Here is a 22995-nt window from a genome sequence, read left to right on the forward strand (position 1 = left end):
CGGCGGGGCGGTTTCGTCCGCGCTTCCGCCCCCTCGCCCGGCACGGCCGCGCAAGCGCGCCCTGTGCCCGTACGGCAACAGCCTGCCGCAATTACGCCGGAATTCGAACTCGGCAACGCAACTATAAGTTGATCGTCCTATTCTTATCCCTCACGGGGCGCGCATGCCCCTTCCATGGGGGATCTCCGATGAAAAGTCTTCGCCTTGCCGGGGCCGTTCTGGTTTCGCTTGCCGCCCTCGGCAGCGCCCTTCCCGCCGCCGCACAGACCACCCGTTACTACGATCATACCGAGCAGCGCTGGGTGCAGGGCGCGCGCGAAACCCGCGCCATGCCCGCGCCGGACAAGCGCTTCGCGCGCACGCCGGTGCTGATCACCACGCGCGAGAAGGTCGGCACGATCATCATCGATACCGACCGCAAGTTCCTCTACCACGTCCATGCCGACGGCAAGGCCACCCGCTACGGCGTGGGCGTCGGCAAGGAAGGGTTTTCCTGGGGCGGCGCGATGAGCGTCGGCCGCAAGGCCGAGTGGCCGGGCTGGACGCCCCCTGCCCGCATGCGCGAGCGCGAGCGCGCCAAGGGCCGCATCCTGCCGGCCTACATGGAGGGCGGGCCCAACAACCCTTTGGGCGCGCGGGCGCTGTACCTGTATCGCGGCGGCAAGGATTCGCTGTTCCGCATCCACGGCACCAACCAGCCCTGGACCATCGGCCAGAACATGTCGTCCGGCTGCATCCGCATGATGAACGAGGATGTCACCCATCTGTACGAGAACGTATCGCCCGGCACCAAGGTGGTGGTGATCGGCCCCGGCGGCGCGGGCCGCGACCGCATCTACACCGAAAACGCCGTGGGCCGGTACAAGCAGCCCGGCTTCCTCGCCAACATCTTCGGCGGCTGACCGCCCGCAGGGAAGGCGGCGGGGGCTACTCCGCCGCCTCCGCCATCGGCTGGCCTGCCAGCTTTTGCGGCCGCGCGCCGCCATAGGCCCAATCCAGCAATTCCACCGTATGCAGGATCGGGACGCCCGTGCCCGATCCGATCTGCGTCATGCAGCCGATATTTCCGGTTGCTATGAGATCCGGCCCGACGCTTTCGATATTGCGCACCTTGCGCTCGCGCAGCCGCGCCGAAATCTCCGGCTGGAGCATGTTGTAGGTGCCGGCCGATCCGCAGCACAGATGCCCCTCGGGCACGTCGCGCACGGTAAAGCCCGCCCTGGCCAGCAGTTCCTTCGGCGCCCTGGTGATGCGCTGCCCGTGCTGCATGGAACAGGCGGAGTGATAGGCCACCACGGCGCCGCCGGGGTTGGCCGGGGCCGGCAGGTCCAGCGTCGCCAGAAACTCGGTCACGTCCTTCGCCAGCGCCGAAACGGCCTTGGCCTTGTCGGCATAGGCCGGGTCCAGCCGCAGCATATGGCCGTAATCCTTGATGGTCGTGCCGCAGCCGGATGTGGTGACGATGATTGCGTCCAGCCCGCCCTCGTCCATCGCACGCGTCCACGCGTCCACATTGCGGCGGGCGGAGTCCAGCGCCTCTTCCTCGCGCCCCATATGGTGGGTCAGCGAGCCGCAGCAGCCCTCGCCGCGCGGGATCACCACCTCGACGCCCAGCCGGTTCAGGAGGCGCGTGGCGGCGCCGTTGATGCCGGGATCCAGCACGGATTGCGCGCAGCCGGACAGCAGCGCCACCCGCTTGCCATGCGCCGGGCCGGCGGTCGCGCCCTCTGCCCTCATGCCGGGGCCATGGCCGCGCGCGGCGGCCGGCACGGATTGCGGCGCAAGGCGCAGCATGGCGGCCAGCGGCCGCAGCGGCCCGGCCTTGTCCAGCAAGGGGGCGAAGGGCCGGCCGAGGGCTGCCAGCTTCAGCGCGGCGCGGAAACGCGCCGGATAGGGCAGCACCTTGGCCAGCATGGCGCGGATGAGCCTGTCGGGCAGCGGGCGGGTGTAGGTTTCCTCGATATGGGCGCGGGCATGGTCCACCAGATGCATGTAGTTGACGCCCGAAGGGCACGTCGTCATGCAGGACAGGCAGGACAGGCATCGGTCGATATGGGTGACGACCTGGGTATCGGCGGGCCGGCCGTTTTCCAGCATGTCCTTGATGAGGTAGATGCGCCCGCGCGGGCTGTCGAGCTCGTTCCCCAGCGTGACATAGGTGGGGCATGTCGCGGTGCAGAAGCCGCAATGCACGCATTTGCGGATGATCTCTTCCGAATGCGCGACATCGGGGTCTGCAAGCTGCGCCAGGGGAAAATGTGTCTGCATGGCGTCAGCCCATCCTGCCGGGGTTGAGAATTCCTTGCGGGTCGAACTGGGCGCGCAGCCGTTGCGACAGTGCCGCAAGCGCCGGCGGCTGCGGCTGGAAGACGGGGGTGGACAGGCGCTCGTCCAGCCCGGCCCGCACCAGCGTCGCGTGGCCGCCGCCATGCTGCGCGACCACGGCGCGGATACGCTCCGCCTCCACCCCATGCTCGAGCCGCAGGAAGATCAGCCCGCACTGCCAGTCGTAGAGCGCGTCGGCCGCCATGTGCATGCGCAGCGCCATGACGATCTCCGGCCCGCGCGTCGGCGTGACGGACAGCCGCCACACCGCGCGGTGGTCGGGCCCGGCAAAGGGCGCGACGTCGCGCACCTGCCGCCACAGCAGCCGGGATTCGTCCCGCTCCAGCCGCTCCACCGGACCGACGCGCTCCATCGCCGCGGCCAGATGTCCGGCCCGCGCGGCGACGGACGGGCCGAAGCCCTCCAGCCGCACCAATGTCGCCGCCTGTTTGCCGAAGCGCCCGTCCAGCACGCCGGCCGCGACGCCGTAGGGCAGATGCGCCGCGCCGGATGCCTCGGCGGACGAGCCCATGGCCGCCGACAGAGCGCCCGCGGCCTCGTCGTCCTGCAGGTTGCGCAGGACCAGCGTCGTCTCGGTTTCCGCGTCCGGCATCACCTTGATGGTGATGTCGGTCAGGATGGACAGCGTGCCCCAGGCCCCCGTCATGCCCTTCGACAAATCGTAGCCCGTCACGTTCTTCACCACCCGCCCGCCGGCGCGGTAGATCTCGCCCCGGCCGGAAACGGCGGCTATCCCCAGTATATGGTCGCGTGCCGCGCCCTGCTTGATGCGGCGCGGGCCCGACAGGTTGCACGAGATGGCGCCGCCGAGCGTGCCCTGCCCCGCCGGCTGGCCGAGAAGCGGCCCGTAATCGATGGGCTCGAACTCCAGTCGCTGCCCCCGCGCCTGCAGCGCGGCCTCGATCTCGGCCATGGGCGTGCCGGCACGGGCCGACAGCACCAGCTCTTCCGGCTCGTAGAGGGTGATGCCGGAAAGCCCGGCCGTGGACAGCGTGGCCGCCGCCTGCACCGGCTTGCCGATGGCGGCCTTGCTGCCCGTGCCTTCGACCGCCAGCGGCGCAGAGTCGGCCAGCGCGGCCTGCACGGCATCGCGCACGCCTTCTGCCGTGTCGGGACGGATGATCCTGCTTTGGGTGTTCGGCATGGTCTTCGTCAAAATCTCGGCAGGTCCGGAAAGGGCACCTGGCCCCGGTGCACATGCATGCGGCCCAGTTCGGCGCAGCGGTGCAGCACCGGAAACACCTTGCCGGGGTTGAGGAGATGCTTGTCGTCGAAGGCGCATTTGACGCGCTGCTGGTGGCGCAGATCATCCTCGCCGAACATTTCGGGCATCAGGTCGCGCTTTTCGATGCCCACGCCATGCTCTCCCGTCAGGACGCCGCCCACCTCCACGCAAAGGCGCAGGATGTCGGCGCCGAAATCCTCGGCGCGCTGCAGCTCGTCGTCCTTCGATGCGTCGTACAGGATCAGCGGGTGCAGGTTGCCGTCGCCGGCATGGAACACGTTGGCGACGCGCAGCCGGTATTTTTCCGAAAGCGCCTTCATGCCGGCCAGCACGCGCGGCAGTTCCTTGCGCGGAATGGTGCCATCCATGCACAGATAGTCGGGCGAGATGCGCCCGACGGCTGGGAAGGCCGCCTTGCGCCCGGCCCAGAAGGCCGCGCGCTCTTCCGCCGATTGCGACACGCGCGCCGTGGTGGCCCCGTTGGCGCGGGCGATGGCCTCCACCTCCTGCAGAAGGTGGGTGCATTCCGCCTCGGGGCCGTCCAGCTCCACGATCAGCAGCGCCTCGACGTCCAGCGGGTAGCCGGCATGGACGAAATCTTCCGCCGCGTGGATGGCCGGCCTGTCCATCATCTCCATGCCGCCGGGGATGATGCCCTTGGCGATGATCGCGGCCACGGCGGCGCCCGCCTCCTCGCTGGTCGGAAAGCCGATCAGCACGGCGCGCGCCGTCTCGGGCGCCTGCAAAATCCGCACGGTGACTTCCGTCACTACGCCCAAAAGGCCCTCGGAGCCCGTCATCAGGCCGATCAGGTCGTAGCCTTCGCTGTCGAGATGCTTGCCGCCGAGGCGGATGACCTCGCCCTCGATGGTCACGAACTCGACGCCGAGCAGGTTGTTGGCGGTGAGCCCGTATTTCAGGCAATGCACGCCGCCCGAATTCTCGGCCACGTTGCCGCCGATGGAACAGGCGATCTGCGAGGACGGGTCCGGCGCGTAGTAGAAGCCGGCATGCTCCACCGCGCGCGTGATGCCGAGGTTGGTGACGCCCGGCTGCACGACGGCGCAGCGATTGTCGAAATCCACTTCCAGGATGCGGTTGAACCGCGACAGAACCAGCAGCACGCCGTCTTCCAGCGGCAGCGCCCCGCCCGACAGCGAGGTGCCGGAGCCGCGCGGCACCACCTTGATGCCCTCGGCGTGGCAATATTTCAGCACCGCGGCCACCTGCTCTACAGTCTCCGGCAGCACCACGACCAGCGGAAGCTGGCGATAGGCGGTCAGCGCGTCCGTCTCGAAAACGCGCATCTCGTTGGTCGCGTCGACGACGCCCTCGCCGGGCACGATGGCGCGCAATGCGGCCACGATGGCCTCCCGTCGCGACAGAACCTCCCGGTCCGGCTTCGGCATGGCTATGGTCATGACGCTCCCGGCCTCCCATCTCATCACTACCCTGGAATGCAACTAAAGAAAGACCGCGGGCAAGTCCACGCCCGCCCCGGTGCCAAGCATGTGAGGAAGCGCAAGGGAAAGCAGCCATGAAGACGACACGCAACGGAACGGACATCGAGGTTATCGTCGGCGACATCACGCAACTGGCGGTCGATGCCATTGTCAATGCGGCGAATGAAAGCCTGCTGGGAGGCGGCGGCGTGGACGGCGCCATCCATCGCGCCGCCGGGCCGGAGCTTCTGGAAGAATGCCGCAGCATCGGCGGCTGCCCCACGGGAGAGGCCCGCATCACCTTCGGCTACCGCCTGCCGGCCCGCCGCGTCATCCATACCGTGGGGCCGGTGTGGCATGGCGGAGGGCGCGGCGAGCCGCAGCTTCTGTCCGACGCCTATCGCAACTCCTTCACGCTCGCCCGGCAGAACGGGGTGCGCAGCATCGCGTTTCCGTCCATCTCCACGGGCGTCTACGGCTATCCCAAAAGCGAAGCCGCCGGGATCGCGGTCCGGGCATGCCTGGACGCGGCCGATGGCGGCGGCTTCACGCGCATCGTGCTGTGCGCGTTTTCCACGGCGGACGCCGCGATCCTGAGTGCGGCACTGGTGGCAGGAACGGGCGGGGTGGATACCCGTTCCTGATCCGAAGGATCAAGTTCCAAGGGAGAGCGTCATGAGCGAGGTCAATCGCGTAGACCGCGAGATGGAAGAGGAGAACCGTTTCCGCAGCGACAAGGTGGAACGTGAAAAGTCGTCGAAAAAAAGGAATGATCAGGACGCATGTCTGGACGAAGCCTTAGATGACACTTTTCCGGCATCCGACCCCGTCCCACCCAAGACCATCGAGTGACCCGGCGCAGGCAAGGTCACCGGGGCGGGGCAACGCCCCGCCACGATGGATGATCAGTTCTGGACGGCCATCACCGACCCGCCGTCGACGCGCAGATTGGCGCCGTTGATGAAGGAGGCCCGGTCCGACACGAGAAGCGCGATGGCGGCCGCCACCTCTTCGGGCTTGCCGCGCCGCTTCTGCACGATGCCGGGCCGCTCTTCGTCCAGGAAAGAGCGTACCGCCTCGTCGAACGAGATGTTCATCTCTTCCGCGCGCTTCTTCATCATGCCGTCCGTCATCGGCGTCTCGATGAAGGCGGGCGCGACCGTGTTGCACAAGACCCCGCTTTCGGCCTCGCGGTAGGACAGGCCCTTCATGAAGGCTCCCAGCGCGGCCTTGGCCGAGTTGTAGGTGGCTTCCTCCCAATAGGGCTGCACTACGTTCTCCGAGGTTATGCACACGAACCGGCCCCATCCGCCCTGGCGCATCTGCGGAATCGCCGCGCGGGCGATGCGGACGGCGGACATGAAATCGATTGCCCAGGCCTCCTGGTATTCTTCGTCCGTCACTTCCAGCGGATCGCCCTTGCCCCCGGTGATGCCGGACGTGTGGACGACGATGTCGACCGTGCCGAATGTCTCGATCGTCCGCTGCACGAGCGCGTTCACGTCATTCTGGCTGGTCACGTCGGCCGCGACGGCCAGGGTGTCGCCGCCAAGGATCGCGGCCGCTTCGTCGACATCCGATTGTTGCTTGTCGGAAAGGACCAGCTTGACCCCTTCGTCCGCCAGAAGTTTCGCCGTGGCGAAACCGATGCCGCCCGAGCCGCCGGTGATGATGGCGACGCGCCCATTGATTCCGAGGTCCATTGAAGTCCGTCTCCTTGAGGCTCGACCGTGATGGCGGCTGCGTTTGCGATTGAACCGGTTCCAAAGCAGCCCTTATGTGCGCATGGAAACGAGACGGGCGGCGATTCGGTTTCTGCCTGCGACAAGTGTTCTGGAGGCCGCCATGCCGGACTATGATTTCAGCGCCCCGCGCCTTCATGTCGAGGACGCCCTCGCCGAAGGGGCGACGCTGGCCGCGACGCCGGAACAGGCCAACTACCTGATGAACGTCATGCGGCTGGGCGCCGGCGACGCGGTACTGCTGTTCAACGGGCGCGACGGCGAATGGCTGGCCGGGCTGGCCCCCGTTTCGAAAAAGCGGCTCGATCTGGCCGTGCAGCGGATGACCCGGCCACAGACGCCGGCGCCCGACCTTCATTATCTCTTCGCGCCACTGAAGAGCGCGCGCCTGGACTACATGGTGCAGAAGGCGGTGGAGATGGGCGCCGGAGTCTTGCAGCCGGTGATGACGCAGCATTGCCAGGCGCCGCGCATCAAGCTCGACCGCATGCGCGCCAACGCGGTCGAGGCGGCAGAGCAATGCGGCATCCTGTCCATCGCAGAGTGCCGCGACATGGTACGGCTGAACCGGCTTCTGGACGGCTGGGACGCCGGCCGGCAGCTCATCTTCTGCGACGAGCGGGCCGTTGAAGCCGCCGTGCTGGATATCCTGTCGCCGCTGGCCGGCAGGCCGCTTGCATTGCTGATCGGCCCCGAAGGCGGCTTCTCGGCCGACGAGCGCTCGATGCTGACTGAGCTGCCCTTCGTAACGGCGATCCCCCTCGGCCCGCGCATCCTGCGCGCCGATACGGCGGCCGTCGCGGCGATGGCCGTGGTCCAGGCGGCAGCGGGCGACTGGCGCGCATAATGCCGACCGGTTGCGATCGGTACTTGCATGAGGGCCGGTCCGGGCAATAGAGCGTTTCCATATGAGTAGGAAACGCTCTAGACAGCCTGAGTGACTATCGACCGCCTGCGGCGGACAGCGGACTGGAAAGCCATGGCGCGCGACACGACCGATTTGACGCCGATCGACAGCGTCGACGACCTGACCCTCTACATGAAGGGCGGGGAAAAGCCGAAGGCGCAATTCCGCATCGGGACCGAGCACGAGAAATTCGGCTTCTATGCCGATACGCTGGAGCCCGTTCCATATGAAGGGGAGCGCGGCATAAGGCGCCTACTGGAGGGGATGCGGCAGCTGTCCGGCTGGGAGGCCATCACCGACGACGGTCGCATCATCGGTCTTGCCGGCGCGTCCGGCCAGGGCGCGATCTCACTGGAGCCGGGCGGCCAGTTCGAGCTTTCCGGCGCGCCGCTGGAAACCATCCACCAGACCTGCCGCGAATCCAATGCCCATCTGTCGGATGTGCGCAAGGTGGCGAAGGATATCGGCATCGAGTTCCTAGGCATGGGGTCCAGCCCCCTGTGGACGCTGGCACAAACGCCGATCATGCCGAAATCGCGCTACGACATCATGCGCAACTACATGCCGAAGGTGGGCACGCGCGGTCTGGACATGATGTTCCGCACCTGCACCATCCAGGTCAATCTGGACTTCGCCGACGAAGCCGACATGCGCCGCAAGATGCAGATCGGCATGAAACTGCAACCCGTCTCTACCGCGCTCTTCGCCAACTCGCCCTTCACCGAAGGCAAGCCGAACGGCCTCGTCTCGTGGCGTTCGGACGTCTGGCGCGATGTGGACAACCAGCGCTCGGGCCTGCTGCCGTTCGTCTTCGAGCCCGGCTTCACCTACCGCGACTACGTGGAATGGGCGCTCGACGTGCCCATGTATTTCGTGATGCGCGACGGCGTCTACCACGACGCCACGGACATCACTTTCCGGCAGTTCCTGGACGGAGCCTTCAAGGGCCGCGTCGCGGACGCGACGCCGAACATGGGGGACTGGACCAACCATCTGTCCACCCTCTTCCCGGATGTAAGGCTGAAGCGTTTCATCGAGATGCGCGGGGCCGACGGCGGCCCCTGGCGCCGCATCTGTGCCCTGCCGGCGCTGTGGGTGGGCCTTCTCTACGACGAAGCCGCGATGGCCGAGGCGGAGGCGCTCTGCGCCGACTGGACCTTCGAGGAAGTCTCGGCAATGCGGGAGGCGGTGCCGGCAACCGGCTTTGCGACGCGCTTCCGCGACGGCAGCGTGCTGGAACTGTCGCGCGCGGTGGTGGCCATCGCGCGCAAGGGCCTCAAGGCCCGCGCCCGGATGAACGAGGAAGGCAACGACGAAAGCCACTTCCTTGCGCCGCTGGAGGAAGTGGTGGCGCGCGGCACCACCTCGGCCGAGGAGCTGGTGCGCCTCTACGAGACGCAGTGGAACCGCTCCATGGCCAAGGTTTTCGCTCATTTGACCTATTGAACGCGCTTGCCTCTTGGCAGCGATGACGTTTGGCCCCATGCTTGTCGGCCAATGAGCGGAAAAGGACCATGAACGGTTTTGCCGACTGGCTTGCGGCCACGGCCCAGATGCAACAGGCGATGCAAGGGCTTCAGGCGCAGTTTCGCCTGAGCGAGCACGAGATGCGCGAGGCGACGGATGCCCTCGCCCCCGCCTTTCTGCTGGGCCTTCGCCGACTGCAGGCCAACCAGGCCGCATTCGCCGACATGATGGCGAAGGTTTCCCTGCTGCCGGCGGACAGTCGCGCCGCGGGCAGCACGGCCATGAAGGGCCTGTTCGGACCGGCCGGGCTTGCCGACGCGGTGGCGCGCCAGGCCTCGATGGTCAGCGGGCTGGCGCCCGACACGCTGATGAAGATGATGCCGACCCTGTCCGCCATGACGCTCGAGGCGTTCATGCACAATGCCGGCGGCCGGCCCGATCGTCAGCCCCTGCCCTCCGATACCGCCGGCGTCTGGATGGCGGAGGTGATGCGCCGGTCGGCCAATGCGATGGAGGCCTTCAGCCGGCCATCCGGCCGGGACGCCGCGCCCGATCCCGCCGCCGCCATGACCCGTCTCTTCTCCGACGCGTTCAAGGGCTTTCCGTGGCCCTTCGCCATGGACGCCGCCGAATCGCCCCAGACCACCAGGGCCGAAGAAGCCACGCCGCAGCCGGCGCCGACGGCGGAGCGCCAGCGCACGCCCATGGACATGGCTTTCGACATGATGGCCAGCGGCCGCGAGATGCAGGCCGGATACTGGCGCGACATGATGGCCGTCTTCGAGCGGCACCCGCCTTCCCGGAGGCCGGGAAAGAGCCGATGACCCCCTGTCCTTCCACGCCGGCCCGGCCTGCGTGCCATCTCCCGATCTCTCTGGGCCATGCGCCCTCCCTGGGCCGTCGCGCCCGCTGAAAAGGTTCCCCGAGCCGGATGCTTGTCTTCAACGCAGTCGTCGTAATCTTCCTTATTTTCCTGAATGGCTTCTTCGCCATGTCCGAACTGGCCGTCGTCTCCGCACGGCGCGGCCGCCTGCAGCAAATGGCGCAGGAGGGCAGCAAGGGTGCCGCCCGCGCCCTGAAGCTCGTGGACGATCCCACCAGCTTCCTGTCCACGGTGCAGGTCGGCATCACCCTCGTCGGCATATTCGCCGGCGCCTTCGGCGCCTCGGCCTTTGCCGGCCCGCTGGCCGAGATCCTCGATCCGCTGCCCGTCGTCGGCGCCTATTCGCAGGGTACGGCCTTCGCCATCGTCGTCGTCATCATCACCTACCTGTCGCTCATCCTCGGCGAACTGGTTCCCAAGCGGTTCGCCCTGACGCATTCGGAGCGGATCGCCGCCTTCGTCGCGCCCTTCATGCTGCTGCTCGCCAGGATCGGCGCGCCGATCGTGTGGTTCCTGCGCATATCGACGGAAACCGTCTCTCGCCTCGTCGGCGTCCCCAGCCAGGCCGAGAACACGGTGACGGAGGAAGAGGTGAAGGCGATGATCGCCGAAGGCACGCAGAGCGGCGTCTTCGAGCCGAAGGAACGGGAAATGATCGAAGGCGTGCTGCGCATCGCCGACAGGACGGCCCGCTCCGTCATGGTGCCGCGCCCGGACGTCTTCTGGGTGTCGATCGAGGACGAGCCGACCGCCGTCCTGGACGAGATCCGCACGAGCGGCCATTCCCGCATACCGGTGGCGGGGGAAAACCCCGACGACATCATCGGCGTGGTGCAGGCGAAGGACCTTCTGGACCAGTTCCGCGAGTCCGGCGGCATCGACGTGCGGACCGCGCTGCGCGAGCCGCTCTACGTCAACGAGGCGATGCCGGTGCTGAAGCTTCTGGACCGCTTCCAGTCCGCCTCCACGCACATGGCCATCGTGCTGGACGAGTACGGCTCCTTCGAAGGCGTCGTCACCCCCACCGACATCCTCGCGTCCATCGCCGGCGCATTGCCGGAGGGCATCGAGGAAGAGCACGGCGTGACGCGGCGGGCCGACGGCTCCTGGCTGGTGGATGCCGGCATGACGGTCGACAATGTCGAGCGCGCCCTTGTCCAGCTTACCTTCCCCCGGGACCGCGACTACGAGACGCTGGCCGGCTTCATCCTGGACGAGATCGGGCATATTCCCGAAGTCGGCGAGGTGCTGACCTACGAGGACTGGACCTTCGAGATCGTCGACATGGACGGCCGCCGCATCGACAAGGTTCTGGCCACGCACCAGCCGGCGCATCCCGTGGGCGGCGAGATGTCCGAGTTCTGAGCCGGCCTTGGCGTCCCTCGACCTCATCCGCCGGATCGACCTGACCAGCCTCCGGCTGTTCGTGACCGTATGCGACGAGCAGCATCTGACGCGCGCGGCGGAGCGCGAGAACATCGCGCCATCCGCCCTGTCCAAGCGGCTGGCGGAGCTGGAGGCGGTCCTGGGCGCGGCGCTGTTTACGCGCCATCCGCGCGGCATGAGCGCGACCGTGGCGGGAGAGGCCCTGCTGGGGCACGCTCGCGCCATCCTGGCCAATGTCGAGCGCATGGGCGCCGAACTGGCGGACCACGCCGGCGGCATGCTGGGCCATGTGCGGATACTTGCCAACATCTCGACCATCGTGGAGTTCCTGCCGGAGGATCTGTCGAGCTTCTACAAGACGCATCCCGGCATCCGCATCGAACTGGAAGAGCGCACCAGCGCCGCCGTCATCCGCGGCGTGGAGGAAGGCGTCGGCGACATCGGCCTTTGCGTCGCCACCATGGACAGCCGCGCGCTGTTCGCCGCCCCCTATCGCCGCGACCGGCTGATGCTGGCCGTACGCGCCGACCATCCGCTGGCGCGGTGCACCGAAATCGGCTTTGCCGATACGCTGGAATACGAGCATATCGGCCTGCACCAAGACAGCGCCATCTATCGCCGCTCCGAAATCGCCGCCGCGATGGCGGGGCGCGACGTGAAGCTGCGTTTCCACGTGCCTGGCTTCGACGCCGTGCTTCGCATGGTGGAAAGCGGCATCGGCATCGGCCTCATTCCCGACCGTGTCTTCGCCGTCATCGGCCCGGGCATGCGGCTGAAGGCCATCCCGCTGACGGATGAATGGGCCCACCGGGAGCTGAAGCTCGTCAGCCGCGATCCGTCCGAGGCGACGCCCGCCGTCCGCCTGTTCCGCGAGCATCTCCTGGCCGGCGCCTGAACCGGCATTTCTTCGCGCGGTACGAACGTGCGTTTGCGCAAGGCGACTGGAACGCGGCCTGCCGAGCTTGCAAACCTGCCTGCGGCCCAGACGGGCCGGGGAGGACATCATGGAAGATACGCCGAGGCACGGTCCGTTGACCGGGCTGACAGTGATCGAGCTTGGCCATTTCGTCGCCGCGCCATTCTGCACCCGCCTGCTGGGGGATCTTGGCGCCGACATCATAAAGGTCGAGCCGCCCGGCGGCGACCCGGTCCGCCAATGGGGCCAGCACAAGAACGGGCATTCGCCCTGGTGGTCCATGCATGGCCGCAACAAGCGCTGCATCACGCTCGATCTGAAGAAGCCGGAGGCGCGCGACGTGGTCCTGCGTCTGGCCGCCCGCTCCGACGCACTGGTGGAAAACTTCCGAGCCGGTCAACTCGACCGGTTCGGACTCGACGCCGCCAGTTTGCGCGCCGTCCGGCCCGATCTCGTCATTGCGCGCATTTCCGGTTTCGGCCAGACAGGCCCGTTCCGCGACAAAGCGTCCTTCGGCGTCATCGGCGAGGCGATGGGCGGCCTGCGCTACCTGACCAACCATCCGCCCGAAATGACCGATTTGCCGCCATCGCGCGTCGGAATCTCCATCGGGGATTCAATTGCCGGCCTTTACGCGGCGTTCGGCCTGATGGCCGCGCTGTGGCAGCGCGATGCCGGCCGCACCACGCCGCAGGCCCTGACGCTGGACGTGGCGTTGACGGAATCCGTCCTGTCCATGATGGAGGGCATGCTGCCCGAATATGGCAGCCTGGGCACGATCCGCGAGCCGCAAGGCGCGCGTATAAAGACGGCCGCGCCCACCAGCGCCTACCCGACGTCGGATGGCGGATGGCTGCTGATCGCCGCCAATTCCGACCCTCTTTTCCGCCGGCTTGCCACAACGATCGGCCGGCCGGAACTGGCCGCAGATCCGCGCTTCGTCGACAATTCCGCACGCCTGGCGCATGTCGAGGCGCTGGATGGCATCATCACCGGATGGACATCGGCCCGCAACGCCGCCGACGCCGCGGCCGAGCTGGACGCCGCCGACATTCCTGCAAGCCTTGCCTATACGGCGGCGGATATCGCCGCAGATCCGCAGTATCGCGCCCGCGGCATGGTCCGCAGCATCGACGACCCGCTGATCGGGCAGACGCTCCATGCCGGGATCGTGCCGCATGTTCCGGAAGCGCCGGGGGATATCCGCTGGCCCGGCCCGGCCATCGGCGCGCACACCGACGAGGTCCTGGCGCAGGCCGGCTTCGCGCCCGACGAAATCGCAGACCTCCGCGAAAGGAAAGTCGTGTGAAACACGCTCTTCTACCGATCCACGACGTCGAGATCGTCGAAGTCGGACCCCGCGACGGGTTCCAGCCCATCGGACCGTTCATTCCCACCGCGCAAAAGCTCGGCTTCGTGGAAGACGCGGCGAAAGCCGGCCTGCGCCGCATCGAGATCGGCTCCTTCGTCAGCGCCAAAGCGGTTCCGCAACTGGCCGACACGCCCGAGCTTCTGAGAGGCGTAGAGGGGCACGAGCGCCTCCTGCCGCAGGTTCTGGTGCCGACGAGCAGGCGCGGCGAGGAAGCGCTGGCCGCCGGCGCGCCGATGATCGCGTTCGTGCTTTCGGTATCGGAAGCGCACAACCGCAACAACGTACGCCAGACACCGGCCGAGTCCGCCGAAGCCTATGCCGCGCTGATGCAGAGGACGCCGGCGACGATCCCGGTCAGGCTCAACCTTGCGACCAGCTTCGACTGCCCCTTCGAAGGGCGCGTCGGCCCCGACGCGGTGCTGGCGCTGCTGGAGCGCCTGGTGCCGCTGCGGCCCGACGCGGAAGTCTGCCTGTGCGATACGACGGGGCGCGCGGCGCCGGCGGAGGTGCGCCAGCTTTTCGCAGCGGCGCGGGCGGCCTTCCCGCAGGTCCGGCACTGGGCCCTGCATGCCCACGACACCTACGGGCGCGGCGTCGCCAACGTGTTCGCCGCGTTCGAGGAGGACGTACGCGTCTTCGACGCGGCCATGGGGGGCCTTGGCGGTTGCCCGTTCGCCCCCGGCGCCACCGGAAACGTCGCGACCGAAGACCTCGTGTCGATGTTCGACCGCATGGGCGTCGCTTCCGGCGTGACGCTCGACGCGCTGGTTCCGCTCGCCAACCGGGCCGCCGCCCTGCCGGGGGCGCAGGCCGGTGGCCAGGTCCGCCATGTCGTTCGCCAAATGGAAACGCCCATTCCCGGCTGACGTATTTCGCGAAACGCATAATAATCATAGGTTGCGCACGCAATGGGAGGAGACAATGCAAGCATGCCAGACGTTCGGGCGCGCCCTCGCGCCGGCGGGTCGGTGCTCGTGAGCGCGGCGACACGCGCCGCGCCGGCCGTCGCGGCCGCCGATCCGGCCATCGACCTCGACAAGGTCGAGATTTCCTTCAGGCTGTCCAACGGATTGAAGTTCGACGCGGTGGCGGCGACGGACCTGGCCGTCCGCGACGGCGAGTTCGTAGCCATCGTCGGGCCGACAGGCTGCGGCAAATCCACCCTGCTCAATGCCGTGGCCGGGCTTCTGAAACCCTCCGCCGGCACGGTCCGCATCGACGGACGCCCGCTGGAAGGCCTGAACGGCAAGGCCGGCTACCTGTTCCAGCAGGATTCCCTGATGCCGTGGAAAACGGTGCTGGACAATGTCGCCATCGGGCTGGAGGTCGCGGGCACGCCGCGCCGGCAGGCTCTGGAGCGGGCGCGCGAATGGCTCGGGCGCGTCGGGCTGGCCGCCTTCGCCGACCGCTATCCCCATATGCTGTCCGGCGGCCAGCGCAAGCGCGTCGGCCTTGCCCAGGTTCTGATCCGCGATCCCAAATTCCTGCTGATGGACGAGCCCTTCGGCCCGCTCGACGCGCAGACGCGCGTCATCATGGGAGACCTGTTGCTGGACCTCTGGTCGCAGGACCGCAAGGCCGTCCTGTTCGTGACGCACGACCTGGAAGAAGCGATCGCCCTGTCGGACCGTGTCGTCATCATGTCGGCCGGGCCGAAGTCCCACATCATGGGTTCCTACGACATCACTCTCGCCCGCCCGCGCGAGATTTCCGAAATCAAGCTCGACAAGGCCTTCCACGATATCCACCGCGAGATATGGCACGCGCTGAAGGAAGAGGTGCTGAAGGGCTATCGGCAGACGAGTGGGGTTCGGTCATGAAGAAGCATCTGCTCCTGCCGGCGCAGATCGGCGTCGCGCTTGTGGTCATCCTGGTCTGGCACCTGTTCACCGCGACCACCGTCTTCGGCAATCCCTCCAACGCACGGTTCTTCTTTTCCACGCCGGTGGACGTCGCGGTGCGCATCTACGAGTGGTTCGTGGCCGGAACCATCTGGTACCATCTCGGCATCACGCTGCTGGAAGCGACGCTGGCCTTCATCATCGGCTCGGTCGGCGGCATCGCCATCGGTTTCTGGTTTGCCCGCAAGCCGATGCTGGCCGCCGTTTTCGACCCTTACGTCAAGGCGGCAAACGCCCTGCCCCGCGTGGTGCTTGCGCCCATCTTCATGCTGTGGCTGGGCCTCGGCATCTGGTCGAAAGTAGCCTTGGGCGTAACGCTGGTCTTCTTCATCGTGTTCTTCAACGTCTACCAGGGCGTGAAGGAGGTAAACCAGACCGTCCTGTCCAACGCCCGCATGCTCGGCATGAACGAGCGTCAGCTGCTTCGCCACATCTATCTGCCCTCCGCCCTGTCCTGGACCTTCTCCAGCCTTCATACCGCCGTCGGCTTCGCCGTGGTGGGCGCGGTCGTCGGCGAATATCTCGGCTCGGCGGCGGGCCTCGGCTACCTGATCCATCAGGCCGAAGGCGTCTTCGACGTAACGGGCGTCTTTGCCGGCATGTTCGTACTGATGGCTTTCGTGCTGGTGATCGACTGGCTGGTGACGCTGGCCGAGGACCGGCTTCTCGTCTGGCGTCCGCAGGCCGCCGGCACGGCGACCGCCTAACAAGCAAAAAGGGAGGTACAATACCATGACGACACGCAGAACGGTCCTGATGGGGAGCGCCGCACTCGGCCTCACATCCATTCTCGGGCGCCTGCCGGCCTATGCGCAGGATGCCTCCGCGACGCCGGAAAAGGCCAGCCTCGCGCTCGGTGTCGGCGGCAAGCCGCTGCTGTACTACCTGCCATTGACCATCGCGGAACGGCGCGGCTTCTTCGAGGAAGAAGGCCTGACCGTCTCCATCAACGATTTCGGCGGCGGCGCCAAATCGCTGCAGGCCCTCGTCGGCGGATCGGTCGACGTGGTCACGGGCGCCTACGAGCATACGATCCGCATGCAGGACAAGGGTCAGGACATCAAGGCGGTCTGCGAGCTCGGCCGCTTCCCCGGCATCTGCATCGGCATCCGCAAGGATCTTGCGGAGGAGGTGAAGAGCATCGCCGACCTCAAGGGCCGGGCGATGGGCGTAACGGCGCCCGGCTCCTCGACGGCGCTTCTGCTGCAATACGCTCTCGTCAAGAACGGGCTGACGGCAAACGACGTATCCATCATCGGCATCGGCGGCGGAGCCAGCGGTGTCGCAGCCGTCAAGCGCGGCGAGATCGCAGGCCTGTCGCATCTCGATCCGGTCATCGCGCGGCTGGAAGCCGACGGCGACATCGAGATCCTGCTGGACACCAGAACCGAGGAAGGCACCCGCGCTTTGTTCGGCGGCACCAACCCCGCCGCCACCGTGTACCTGCAGCAGAGCTTCATCGACGCCAACCCGGTGACCACGCAGCGCATCGTCAACGCCTTCGTCAAGTCGCTGCACTGGCTGCAGGACGCCACCGCGGACGACGTCGCCGACACCGTGCCGGAGGAATACCTGTTCGGCGATCGCGAGTTCTACAAGACCGCCTTCGAGAATTCGCGCGCCATGTACAGCCCCGACGGCATCATCGGCGAGGACGGGTTCGACAGCCTGTTCGAGATGCTGAAGACGCTGGACCCGGAACTGGCCAATGCCGACGTGACCTTCCAGCAGACCTTCGTTCCGCAGTTCGTGGAAGCCTCCAGGGCCTGAACGCAAAACCGCCACGGATCTCGTCGATCCGTGGCGGTCATCTTACGGCAGTTGAACCGGCGCCCGGCCGGGGTCGTCGCATCAAAGCCCGCGCCGGCGCCTGGCCGCCCTTACCGCGAGCTTGAACGTCGGGTCTTCCCGCCAGCTTGCGCCCAGTGCCTCGTGCACGTCATCGCGCCGGATGCCGAGATCGTTGAGGAGATAGTCCGGCATTTCGGACAGGCGGTAGGCCTGACGACGATTGCGCCAGGAGCGCCAGAGCGCGGGAATGGCCGCGAAGCCGACCCGCACGGAGGAGGCGAGACCGGCGAACTCGTTGCGGCCGCTACCCTTCAGGGTGATAGACATTCTCGTTCCCTTTCGCTGTCGAGAAGCCAGCCGAAGCCGTTCGGCAGAAGGGCTTCCCCTGCCGTTCCAGGCCTTTGGACGCTGGCTGACAACCAAGGAGATAAGACTGCCTCATTGATTAGGCCAACGAATGTTTGTAATGCTATCCATCATCATCAATGATGGGTTGAGTTCATGGCCACGCCTCTCGATCTGGACCAGCTCCGAACCTTCATCGCCGTCGTCGACACCGGCAGTTTCACGCGCGCCGCCGAAGACGTCTTCAAGACGCAGTCGGCCGTATCGATGCAGATCCGCCGTCTGGAAGACCGCCTCGGAAAAGAGCTGTTCGAGCGTAATGGCCGCAGCGTGAAGCTGACGGACGACGGCGCCCGCCTTCTCAGCTACGCACGGCGCATGCTGGCGCTGAGCCAGGAAACGCTGACCGCCTTCGACGAAGAGCATATTTCCGGCCATGTCCGCATCGGCCTGCCCGACGATTACGCCGAGCGCTTCCTGCCCGAGATCATGGGCCGCTTCGTGCGCTCCAATCCGCGCGTGGAACTGCAGATCGCCTGCGAGACGACGAACAGCCTGGTCGAGCATGTCGAGAAAGGGCATCTGGACGTTGCGCTGGTGTGCCCGTCCAAGACGCATGCCTGGTCCGAGATCGTCCGGCGCGAGCCGCTCCATTTCGTCACTTCGGCGTGTCACACGGTGCACCTGGAAGAGGTTCTGCCGCTGGCCATCGGCCGCGCCGACTGCGTCTGGCGCAAGCAGGGCATCGACGCCCTGCGACAGGCCGGGCGGCAGCATCGCGTGCTGTTTACCAGCTGGTCGGCCACCATCGTCACATCGGCCGTTCTGGCGGGTCTGGCGATCAGCGTCCTGCCCGAATGCGCGCTGCGGCCCGGAATGCGCGTCTTGACCGAAGAGGAAGGGTTCCCGAGGCTCAAGGATGCCGAGATCGCGGTGATGCGGGGCAAGAACACCGACACCCCGGTCATCTCCGCGCTGATCGAGCATATCAGGGAAAGCCTGCGCAACCTCGTGCCGCCGACCGAGGAGACGCCGTTGACGCGGCAGTTGCCGGAAACGCGGGTGATCCGCTCGCAACGCCTGCGCCCCGGCATGACGGCGACCGGCTGGTGATGTCGGACGGGCTCTTCGCGCCACAGGGCACCAATGCCGCCGAATATTCCGTCTCGGAATTGTCCGGCGCCTTGCGGCGCACGGTCGAGGATGCGTTCGGCAATGTCCGCGTGCGCGGCGAAATCTCCGGATATCGCGGTGCGCACGCCTCGGGCCACGCCTATTTCACGCTCAAGGACGACCGCGCCCGGCTGGACGCCGTGGTCTGGCGCGCCACCTTCGCCAAGCTGGCCTTCCGGCCGGAGGAAGGGCTGGAAGTCGTCGCCACCGGACGGCTGACGACCTATCCCGGCTCATCCAAATACCAGATCGTCATCGACGACCTGAAGCCGGCCGGCGCCGGCGCCCTGATGGCCCTCCTGAACGAGCGACGGCTGAAGCTGGAAGCGGAGGGCCTTTTCGACGCGGCCCGCAAGCGCGCCCTTCCCTTCATGCCGCGCGTCATCGGCATCGTGACCTCGCCCACCGGCGCGGTCATCCGCGATATCTGTCACCGCATCGCCGATCGCTTCCCCGTGCATCTGCTGGTCTGGCCGGTCCGGGTGCAGGGGGAGACGTCCGGGGCCGAAGTCGCCGCCGCCATCGACGGGTTCAACGCCATCGACCCGGCCGGCAAGGTTCCGCGGCCCGACCTGATCATCGTGGCGCGGGGCGGCGGCAGCCTCGAGGATCTGTGGGGCTTCAACGACGAATCCGTCGTGCGGGCGGCTGCGGCGTCCGCCATTCCGATCGTCTCGGCGGTCGGCCACGAAACGGACTGGACCTTGATCGACCACGCGGCCGACCGGCGTGCGCCGACACCCACCGGCGCGGCGGAAATGGCCGTCCCCGTCCGGGCGGAACTGCTGGCGCAGGTCGCCGCCCTGCATGCCCGCCTGCGCGCCGGCATCAGCCGGCAGTTGCAGCAGGAGCGCCGCGCGCTGGTCGCGCTGACGCGCGCCATGCCTGGCGCCGACATGATGCTCGCGACGCCGCGACGCCGCCTGGACGACCTTGCCGCCGGGCTGGAACGCGGCCTGACGGCCTACGTCACCACCGAAAGGCGGCGCTTCCTGTCGGCATCAGCACGGCTGCAACCCGGCCGGCTGGCCATCATGATCGGACACAGGCGCGCGCATCTGACGGAATTGGCCAACCGGTCCGGCCATGCGATTTCCGGCCGTGCATCCGGTGCACGGAACCGATTTTCCGGCATTGCGGCCGGGCTTCGTCCCTCGGTGCTGGATCACCGGCTGGACGGTGGGCGCCGGCGGCTGATGCCGCTTGGCGCGATGCTTGACCAGACCTGGGAGCGATCGGCCGTCCGCCGCACCGAACGGCTGGCAGGCGTCTGGCGGCTTGCCGCCAGCCTGGATCCGCGCCGGGTGCTGGAGCGCGGCTATGCCATCATCCGCGATACGGCCGGCCAGCCGATCACCCGGGCAGACGGACTTTCCGCAGGACAGCGCTTTTCCATCGAGTTTTCCGGAGGCGAAAGCCGCGAGGCCATGGCGCTGGACGGTGACGGCGCCGCCGGCCAGCCCCGCCGCGCGGCGAAGCCGGACAAGCCGGAGCAGGGGAAGCTGTTCTAGCAGGTTTCCGGCCCGCGAGGCGTCGGCTAACCGGCCGCCACCCGGTCGATCCACTCGGCCTGCCGCCTCGCGCAGTACGCAACATCATAGGTATCGATGACGAACTGTCGTGCGGCGGCCCCCATCCGCGTCCGCTGCAGCGGGGCCGTCGCAAGCCGGACGAGCGTATCCGCCAGCGCCGCGCTGTCGAAAAAGTCGACCAGAATGCCGTTGCGCCCGTGCTCCACCATCTCGCGGACGGGCGCGGTATCGCTGGCGACGATGGCGGCGCCCGCGCTCATCGCCTCCAGCAAAGACCACGACACCACGAACGGATAGGTCAGATACACGTGGACGGTGGACACCTGCAGCACCTGCACGAAGCGCTCATAGGGGATACGGCCCAGAAAATGCACCCGGGCCCATTGTGCATCATCCATCTGCGGCCGGACTTCCGCAATGAACCTGTCCTTCCAGGTTCCGCTTTCGGGCAGCGGGCCGTAGCCGCCATCCTTGCCTTCCGACCCGACGATGACGACATGCGCCGCCGGTCGCCGGCGCAGAAGCGCCGGCAGGGCGCGCATGAAGGTGTGGAGCCCGCGATAGGGTTCCAGATGACGGCTGACGAAGGTGAACACCTCGTTCTCGCGGGTCAGTACGCCGCCGTCTACCGCCAGCCGCGCGCCTCCGTTGGGCCGGATCTGCGCGGTATCGATGCCGTCATGCACCACTTCGATGCGACGGCGGATGGTCTCGGGAAAGGTATCGGCCTGCCAGCGCGTCGGCGAAAGGCCCGCGACCGCCCCCTCGAAACTGAGGTCGAAGGGAATGTTCAGCATCCGCGCCTTGCACACGGCCGCCGGGTTGATCCTGTCGAGGAACTCGGGATCGAAGTCCCAACTCGATTCCCGGTGCCGGTAATAGAGTTCGCAGTACAGGCCGATACGCGCCCGGGGCCAGATGTCCTGCAGGAACATCATCTCGCCCCAGCCGTGATGGCCGATGATGACGTCCGGTTCGTACCCCGCCTTGCGCAGGTCCAGCGCCCAGCGCGTGGCCGCCTCGCCATGGATGAGGGCGTTTTCAAGCTGCACCAGCCACGGATGCACTCCGGCCGACATGGCGCCGGCGGGCGTATAGCCGTGGAGGCGCATGCCCAGCGCCTCTTGGGGCAGATCCGACCTTTTGTGGAGGGCGGCTACGGCGTAGCGCTTTTCGCGCGCCAGCAACGGCCCCACATGCTTGAACTGGGCGGGGAAGTTATTGTGGACGAAGAGAAGGTTTCTCATGGCCGGTCAGGCTGCGACTGCCTCCAGCCATGCCTTCGCCCGGGGCAGCGTCACCTCGTTCAGATCCCAGCCGGCACAGGCCGCCGCGCGGGCGCGCTGTCCCAACTCGGCCCGCATGGCGGCATCGGTCAGCAGGGAGGCGATCGAGGCGGCCATGCCGGCTGGATCGAAATAGTCGACCAGAATGCCGGTTTCGCCGTGCGTTATCGCTTCGCGCACAGGTTCGGTATCGCCGGCCACGACCGCGCATCCCGCGCTCATCGCCTCGATCAGATGGGGCGACAGGGGGAACGGATAGGACAGGTGGACATGCACCGAGGACGCCTGCGCCAGCGCCAGGCGTCCGCGCTGGTCCGGCCGCCCGATGAAATGGACGCGGGCCCAGTCCGCCGGACCGACGAGCAACCGCACCTCGTCGATGAACTTCTGCTTCCAGCTTAGTCCGGCGGCCGGCCAGTCCGCCGGTGCGCCCTCCCCGCCCGCGATGACGATGTGCGCTGTCGGCCGGGCTGCCAGAAGGTCCGGCAGCGCGCGCATGAAGACGTGATACCCGCTGCCGGGCTCCAGCACGGGGGCGCAGAAGCTGACGACCTCGTCGGCTCGGGTCAGCACGAGGCCATCGCCGACATCGACCGCTGCATCGGCGCGTGGCGCGAAACGGCCCGTGTCGATACCCTCCGGTATCACGGTTATCCGCTCCCGGAAGAATTCGGGGAAGGCCGTGGCCTGGAACCGCGTCGGCGCAAGGCCGGCATCCGCCTCGCGCAGGGTCATGTCCAGATGCAGGTTACGAAAGGCGACGCGACTGGCGTCGAGCGGGTCGGGCGTGACGAATTCGGGGTCGAAACCCACGTCGCCTCCATCCTTGCGGAAATAGTAATCGCAGTGGACCACCATGCGCGCCTGCGGCCAGACGTCCTTCAGGAACATCATTTCGCCCCAGCCCGGATGGCCGATGACGATATCGGGTTCATACCCCCGCTCGCGCAGCGCGTTTGCCGCGCGAAACGCCGCTTCGCCCCGGATCGTCTTGGTTTCCAGGTCGCGCAGCCAGGGGTGCACGTCCCGCGTACTGCTGCGCGAGGGACGGTAGGAAACGAGTTGAACGCCGTCGACGCGGTCGGGCAGGTCCGCACGCATATGGAGAGCGGCGACACGGCGATCGGGCGATCGGGCCAGCGCCGGCGCAAGGTGGCGAAACGGACCGGGGTAGTTCTGATGCACGAAGAGCAGCTTCATGTAAGACTTCAATCCTAGCTCACGGCGACGCCGTATCCGCCGCAAGGTCAAGGATTATCGTCCGAAAAGCGCTTCGTCCAT

General features: G+C 67.2%; 22 protein-coding genes. 15 read left to right on the plus strand and 7 right to left on the minus strand.

Translation table 11 applies throughout. The annotated features are described in order from the left end of the window. The first annotated feature begins 188 nt into the window (after positions 1-188). Entirely contained in the window at positions 189-902 is a 714-nt protein-coding gene (locus tag NDN16_RS00005; RefSeq protein ID WP_251111574.1) for a L,D-transpeptidase, read from the plus strand. Between the two features lie 25 nt (positions 903-927). On the opposite strand, the gene glcF is transcribed toward NDN16_RS00005, so the two are convergent. The 3 genes from glcF to NDN16_RS00020 are packed head-to-tail and all read right to left on the minus strand — an operon-like array spanning position 928 to position 4992. Then, on the minus strand, positions 928-2268 hold the full coding sequence (gene glcF / locus NDN16_RS00010; RefSeq protein WP_251111575.1) for a glycolate oxidase subunit GlcF: 1341 nt from the start codon (positions 2266-2268) through the stop codon (positions 928-930). A 4-nt stretch (positions 2269-2272) separates the two neighbouring features. Then, the gene (glcE, locus tag NDN16_RS00015) at positions 2273-3490 is read right to left on the minus strand and encodes a glycolate oxidase subunit GlcE (RefSeq protein ID WP_251111576.1); all 1218 of its coding nucleotides are present in this window, start codon (positions 3488-3490) and stop codon (positions 2273-2275) included. Between the two features lie 8 nt (positions 3491-3498). Then, positions 3499-4992, minus strand: a complete 1494-nt coding sequence (locus NDN16_RS00020) for an FAD-linked oxidase C-terminal domain-containing protein (protein ID WP_435301025.1) — start codon at positions 4990-4992, stop codon at positions 3499-3501. 116 nt (positions 4993-5108) lie between these two features. Between NDN16_RS00020 and NDN16_RS00025 the strand changes: the two genes are divergently transcribed. Together NDN16_RS00025 and NDN16_RS00030 are read left to right on the plus strand one after the other, a co-directional pair. Next, a complete protein-coding gene (locus NDN16_RS00025) occupies positions 5109-5657 on the plus strand; it encodes an O-acetyl-ADP-ribose deacetylase (protein WP_251111578.1) in 549 nt (182 codons plus the stop codon). 31 nt (positions 5658-5688) lie between these two features. Beyond that, positions 5689-5865 (plus strand): hypothetical protein, encoded by a 177-nt coding sequence (locus NDN16_RS00030; protein WP_251111579.1) that lies wholly within the window; start codon positions 5689-5691, stop codon positions 5863-5865. Positions 5866-5918: 53 nt separating this feature from the next. Here the strand turns inward: NDN16_RS00030 and NDN16_RS00035 are convergent, their stop codons facing one another. Further along, positions 5919-6716, minus strand: a complete 798-nt coding sequence (locus tag NDN16_RS00035) for an SDR family NAD(P)-dependent oxidoreductase (protein WP_251111580.1) — start codon at positions 6714-6716, stop codon at positions 5919-5921. Positions 6717-6858: 142 nt separating this feature from the next. Here NDN16_RS00035 and NDN16_RS00040 point away from each other — a divergent pair, with 142 nt between their 5' ends. The 10 genes from NDN16_RS00040 (at position 6859) to NDN16_RS00085 (ending at position 17357) form a co-directional block, all read left to right on the plus strand. Next, positions 6859-7602: a 16S rRNA (uracil(1498)-N(3))-methyltransferase gene (locus tag NDN16_RS00040; protein WP_251111581.1), complete on the plus strand. Its 744-nt coding sequence runs from the start codon at positions 6859-6861 to the stop codon at positions 7600-7602. Between the two features lie 132 nt (positions 7603-7734). Continuing rightward, positions 7735-9108, plus strand: coding sequence for a glutamate--cysteine ligase (locus NDN16_RS00045; RefSeq protein ID WP_251111582.1), 1374 nt, complete (start codon positions 7735-7737; stop codon positions 9106-9108). A gap of 68 nt (positions 9109-9176) precedes the next feature. Further along, positions 9177-9953, plus strand: a complete 777-nt coding sequence (locus tag NDN16_RS00050; RefSeq protein ID WP_251111583.1) for a hypothetical protein — start codon at positions 9177-9179, stop codon at positions 9951-9953. Positions 9954-10060: 107 nt separating this feature from the next. Beyond that, on the plus strand, positions 10061-11377 hold the full coding sequence (locus NDN16_RS00055) for a hemolysin family protein (RefSeq protein ID WP_251111584.1): 1317 nt from the start codon (positions 10061-10063) through the stop codon (positions 11375-11377). A gap of 7 nt (positions 11378-11384) precedes the next feature. Then, a complete protein-coding gene (locus NDN16_RS00060) occupies positions 11385-12293 on the plus strand; it encodes a LysR family transcriptional regulator (protein ID WP_251111585.1) in 909 nt (302 codons plus the stop codon). A 109-nt stretch (positions 12294-12402) separates the two neighbouring features. Then, the gene (locus tag NDN16_RS00065; protein WP_251111586.1) at positions 12403-13623 is read left to right on the plus strand and encodes a CaiB/BaiF CoA transferase family protein; all 1221 of its coding nucleotides are present in this window, start codon (positions 12403-12405) and stop codon (positions 13621-13623) included. Beyond that, a complete protein-coding gene (locus NDN16_RS00070; protein ID WP_251111587.1) occupies positions 13620-14552 on the plus strand; it encodes a hydroxymethylglutaryl-CoA lyase in 933 nt (310 codons plus the stop codon). Before NDN16_RS00065 ends, NDN16_RS00070 begins: the two co-directional genes overlap by 4 nt. Before the next feature lie 63 nt (positions 14553-14615). Next, complete coding sequence (locus NDN16_RS00075; protein WP_251111588.1) at positions 14616-15506, plus strand: ABC transporter ATP-binding protein; 891 nt, start codon at positions 14616-14618, stop codon at positions 15504-15506. Next, a complete protein-coding gene (locus tag NDN16_RS00080) occupies positions 15503-16294 on the plus strand; it encodes an ABC transporter permease (RefSeq protein ID WP_251111589.1) in 792 nt (263 codons plus the stop codon). Before NDN16_RS00075 ends, NDN16_RS00080 begins: the two co-directional genes overlap by 4 nt. 25 nt (positions 16295-16319) lie before the next feature. Further along, positions 16320-17357 carry an ABC transporter substrate-binding protein gene (locus tag NDN16_RS00085; RefSeq protein WP_251111590.1) on the plus strand — a complete coding sequence of 346 codons (1038 nt, stop codon included), beginning with the start codon at positions 16320-16322 and terminating at the stop codon, positions 17355-17357. Positions 17358-17438: 81 nt separating this feature from the next. Here NDN16_RS00085 and NDN16_RS00090 read toward each other — a convergent pair whose 3' ends face one another. Further along, positions 17439-17705 (minus strand): DUF1127 domain-containing protein, encoded by a 267-nt coding sequence (locus NDN16_RS00090; RefSeq protein WP_251111591.1) that lies wholly within the window; start codon positions 17703-17705, stop codon positions 17439-17441. 174 nt (positions 17706-17879) lie between these two features. On the opposite strand from NDN16_RS00090, the gene NDN16_RS00095 reads away from it, so the two are divergent. Both NDN16_RS00095 and xseA read left to right on the plus strand, forming a co-directional pair. Continuing rightward, positions 17880-18836 carry a LysR family transcriptional regulator gene (locus tag NDN16_RS00095; protein WP_251111592.1) on the plus strand — a complete coding sequence of 319 codons (957 nt, stop codon included), beginning with the start codon at positions 17880-17882 and terminating at the stop codon, positions 18834-18836. Further along, positions 18836-20407, plus strand: coding sequence for an exodeoxyribonuclease VII large subunit (gene xseA / locus NDN16_RS00100; protein ID WP_251111593.1), 1572 nt, complete (start codon positions 18836-18838; stop codon positions 20405-20407). The genes NDN16_RS00095 and xseA overlap by 1 nt, the downstream gene beginning before the upstream one ends. Before the next feature lie 26 nt (positions 20408-20433). Here xseA and NDN16_RS00105 read toward each other — a convergent pair whose 3' ends face one another. Both NDN16_RS00105 and NDN16_RS00110 read right to left on the minus strand, forming a co-directional pair. Then, positions 20434-21675 carry a glycosyltransferase gene (locus NDN16_RS00105; RefSeq protein WP_251111594.1) on the minus strand — a complete coding sequence of 414 codons (1242 nt, stop codon included), beginning with the start codon at positions 21673-21675 and terminating at the stop codon, positions 20434-20436. A gap of 6 nt (positions 21676-21681) precedes the next feature. Continuing rightward, positions 21682-22914 (minus strand): glycosyltransferase, encoded by a 1233-nt coding sequence (locus NDN16_RS00110; protein WP_251111595.1) that lies wholly within the window; start codon positions 22912-22914, stop codon positions 21682-21684. Positions 22915-22995: the final 81 nt, after the last annotated feature.

The organism is Aureimonas altamirensis (genome assembly GCF_023702225.1).
Taxonomy (GTDB): domain Bacteria; phylum Pseudomonadota; class Alphaproteobacteria; order Rhizobiales; family Rhizobiaceae; genus Aureimonas; species Aureimonas altamirensis_B.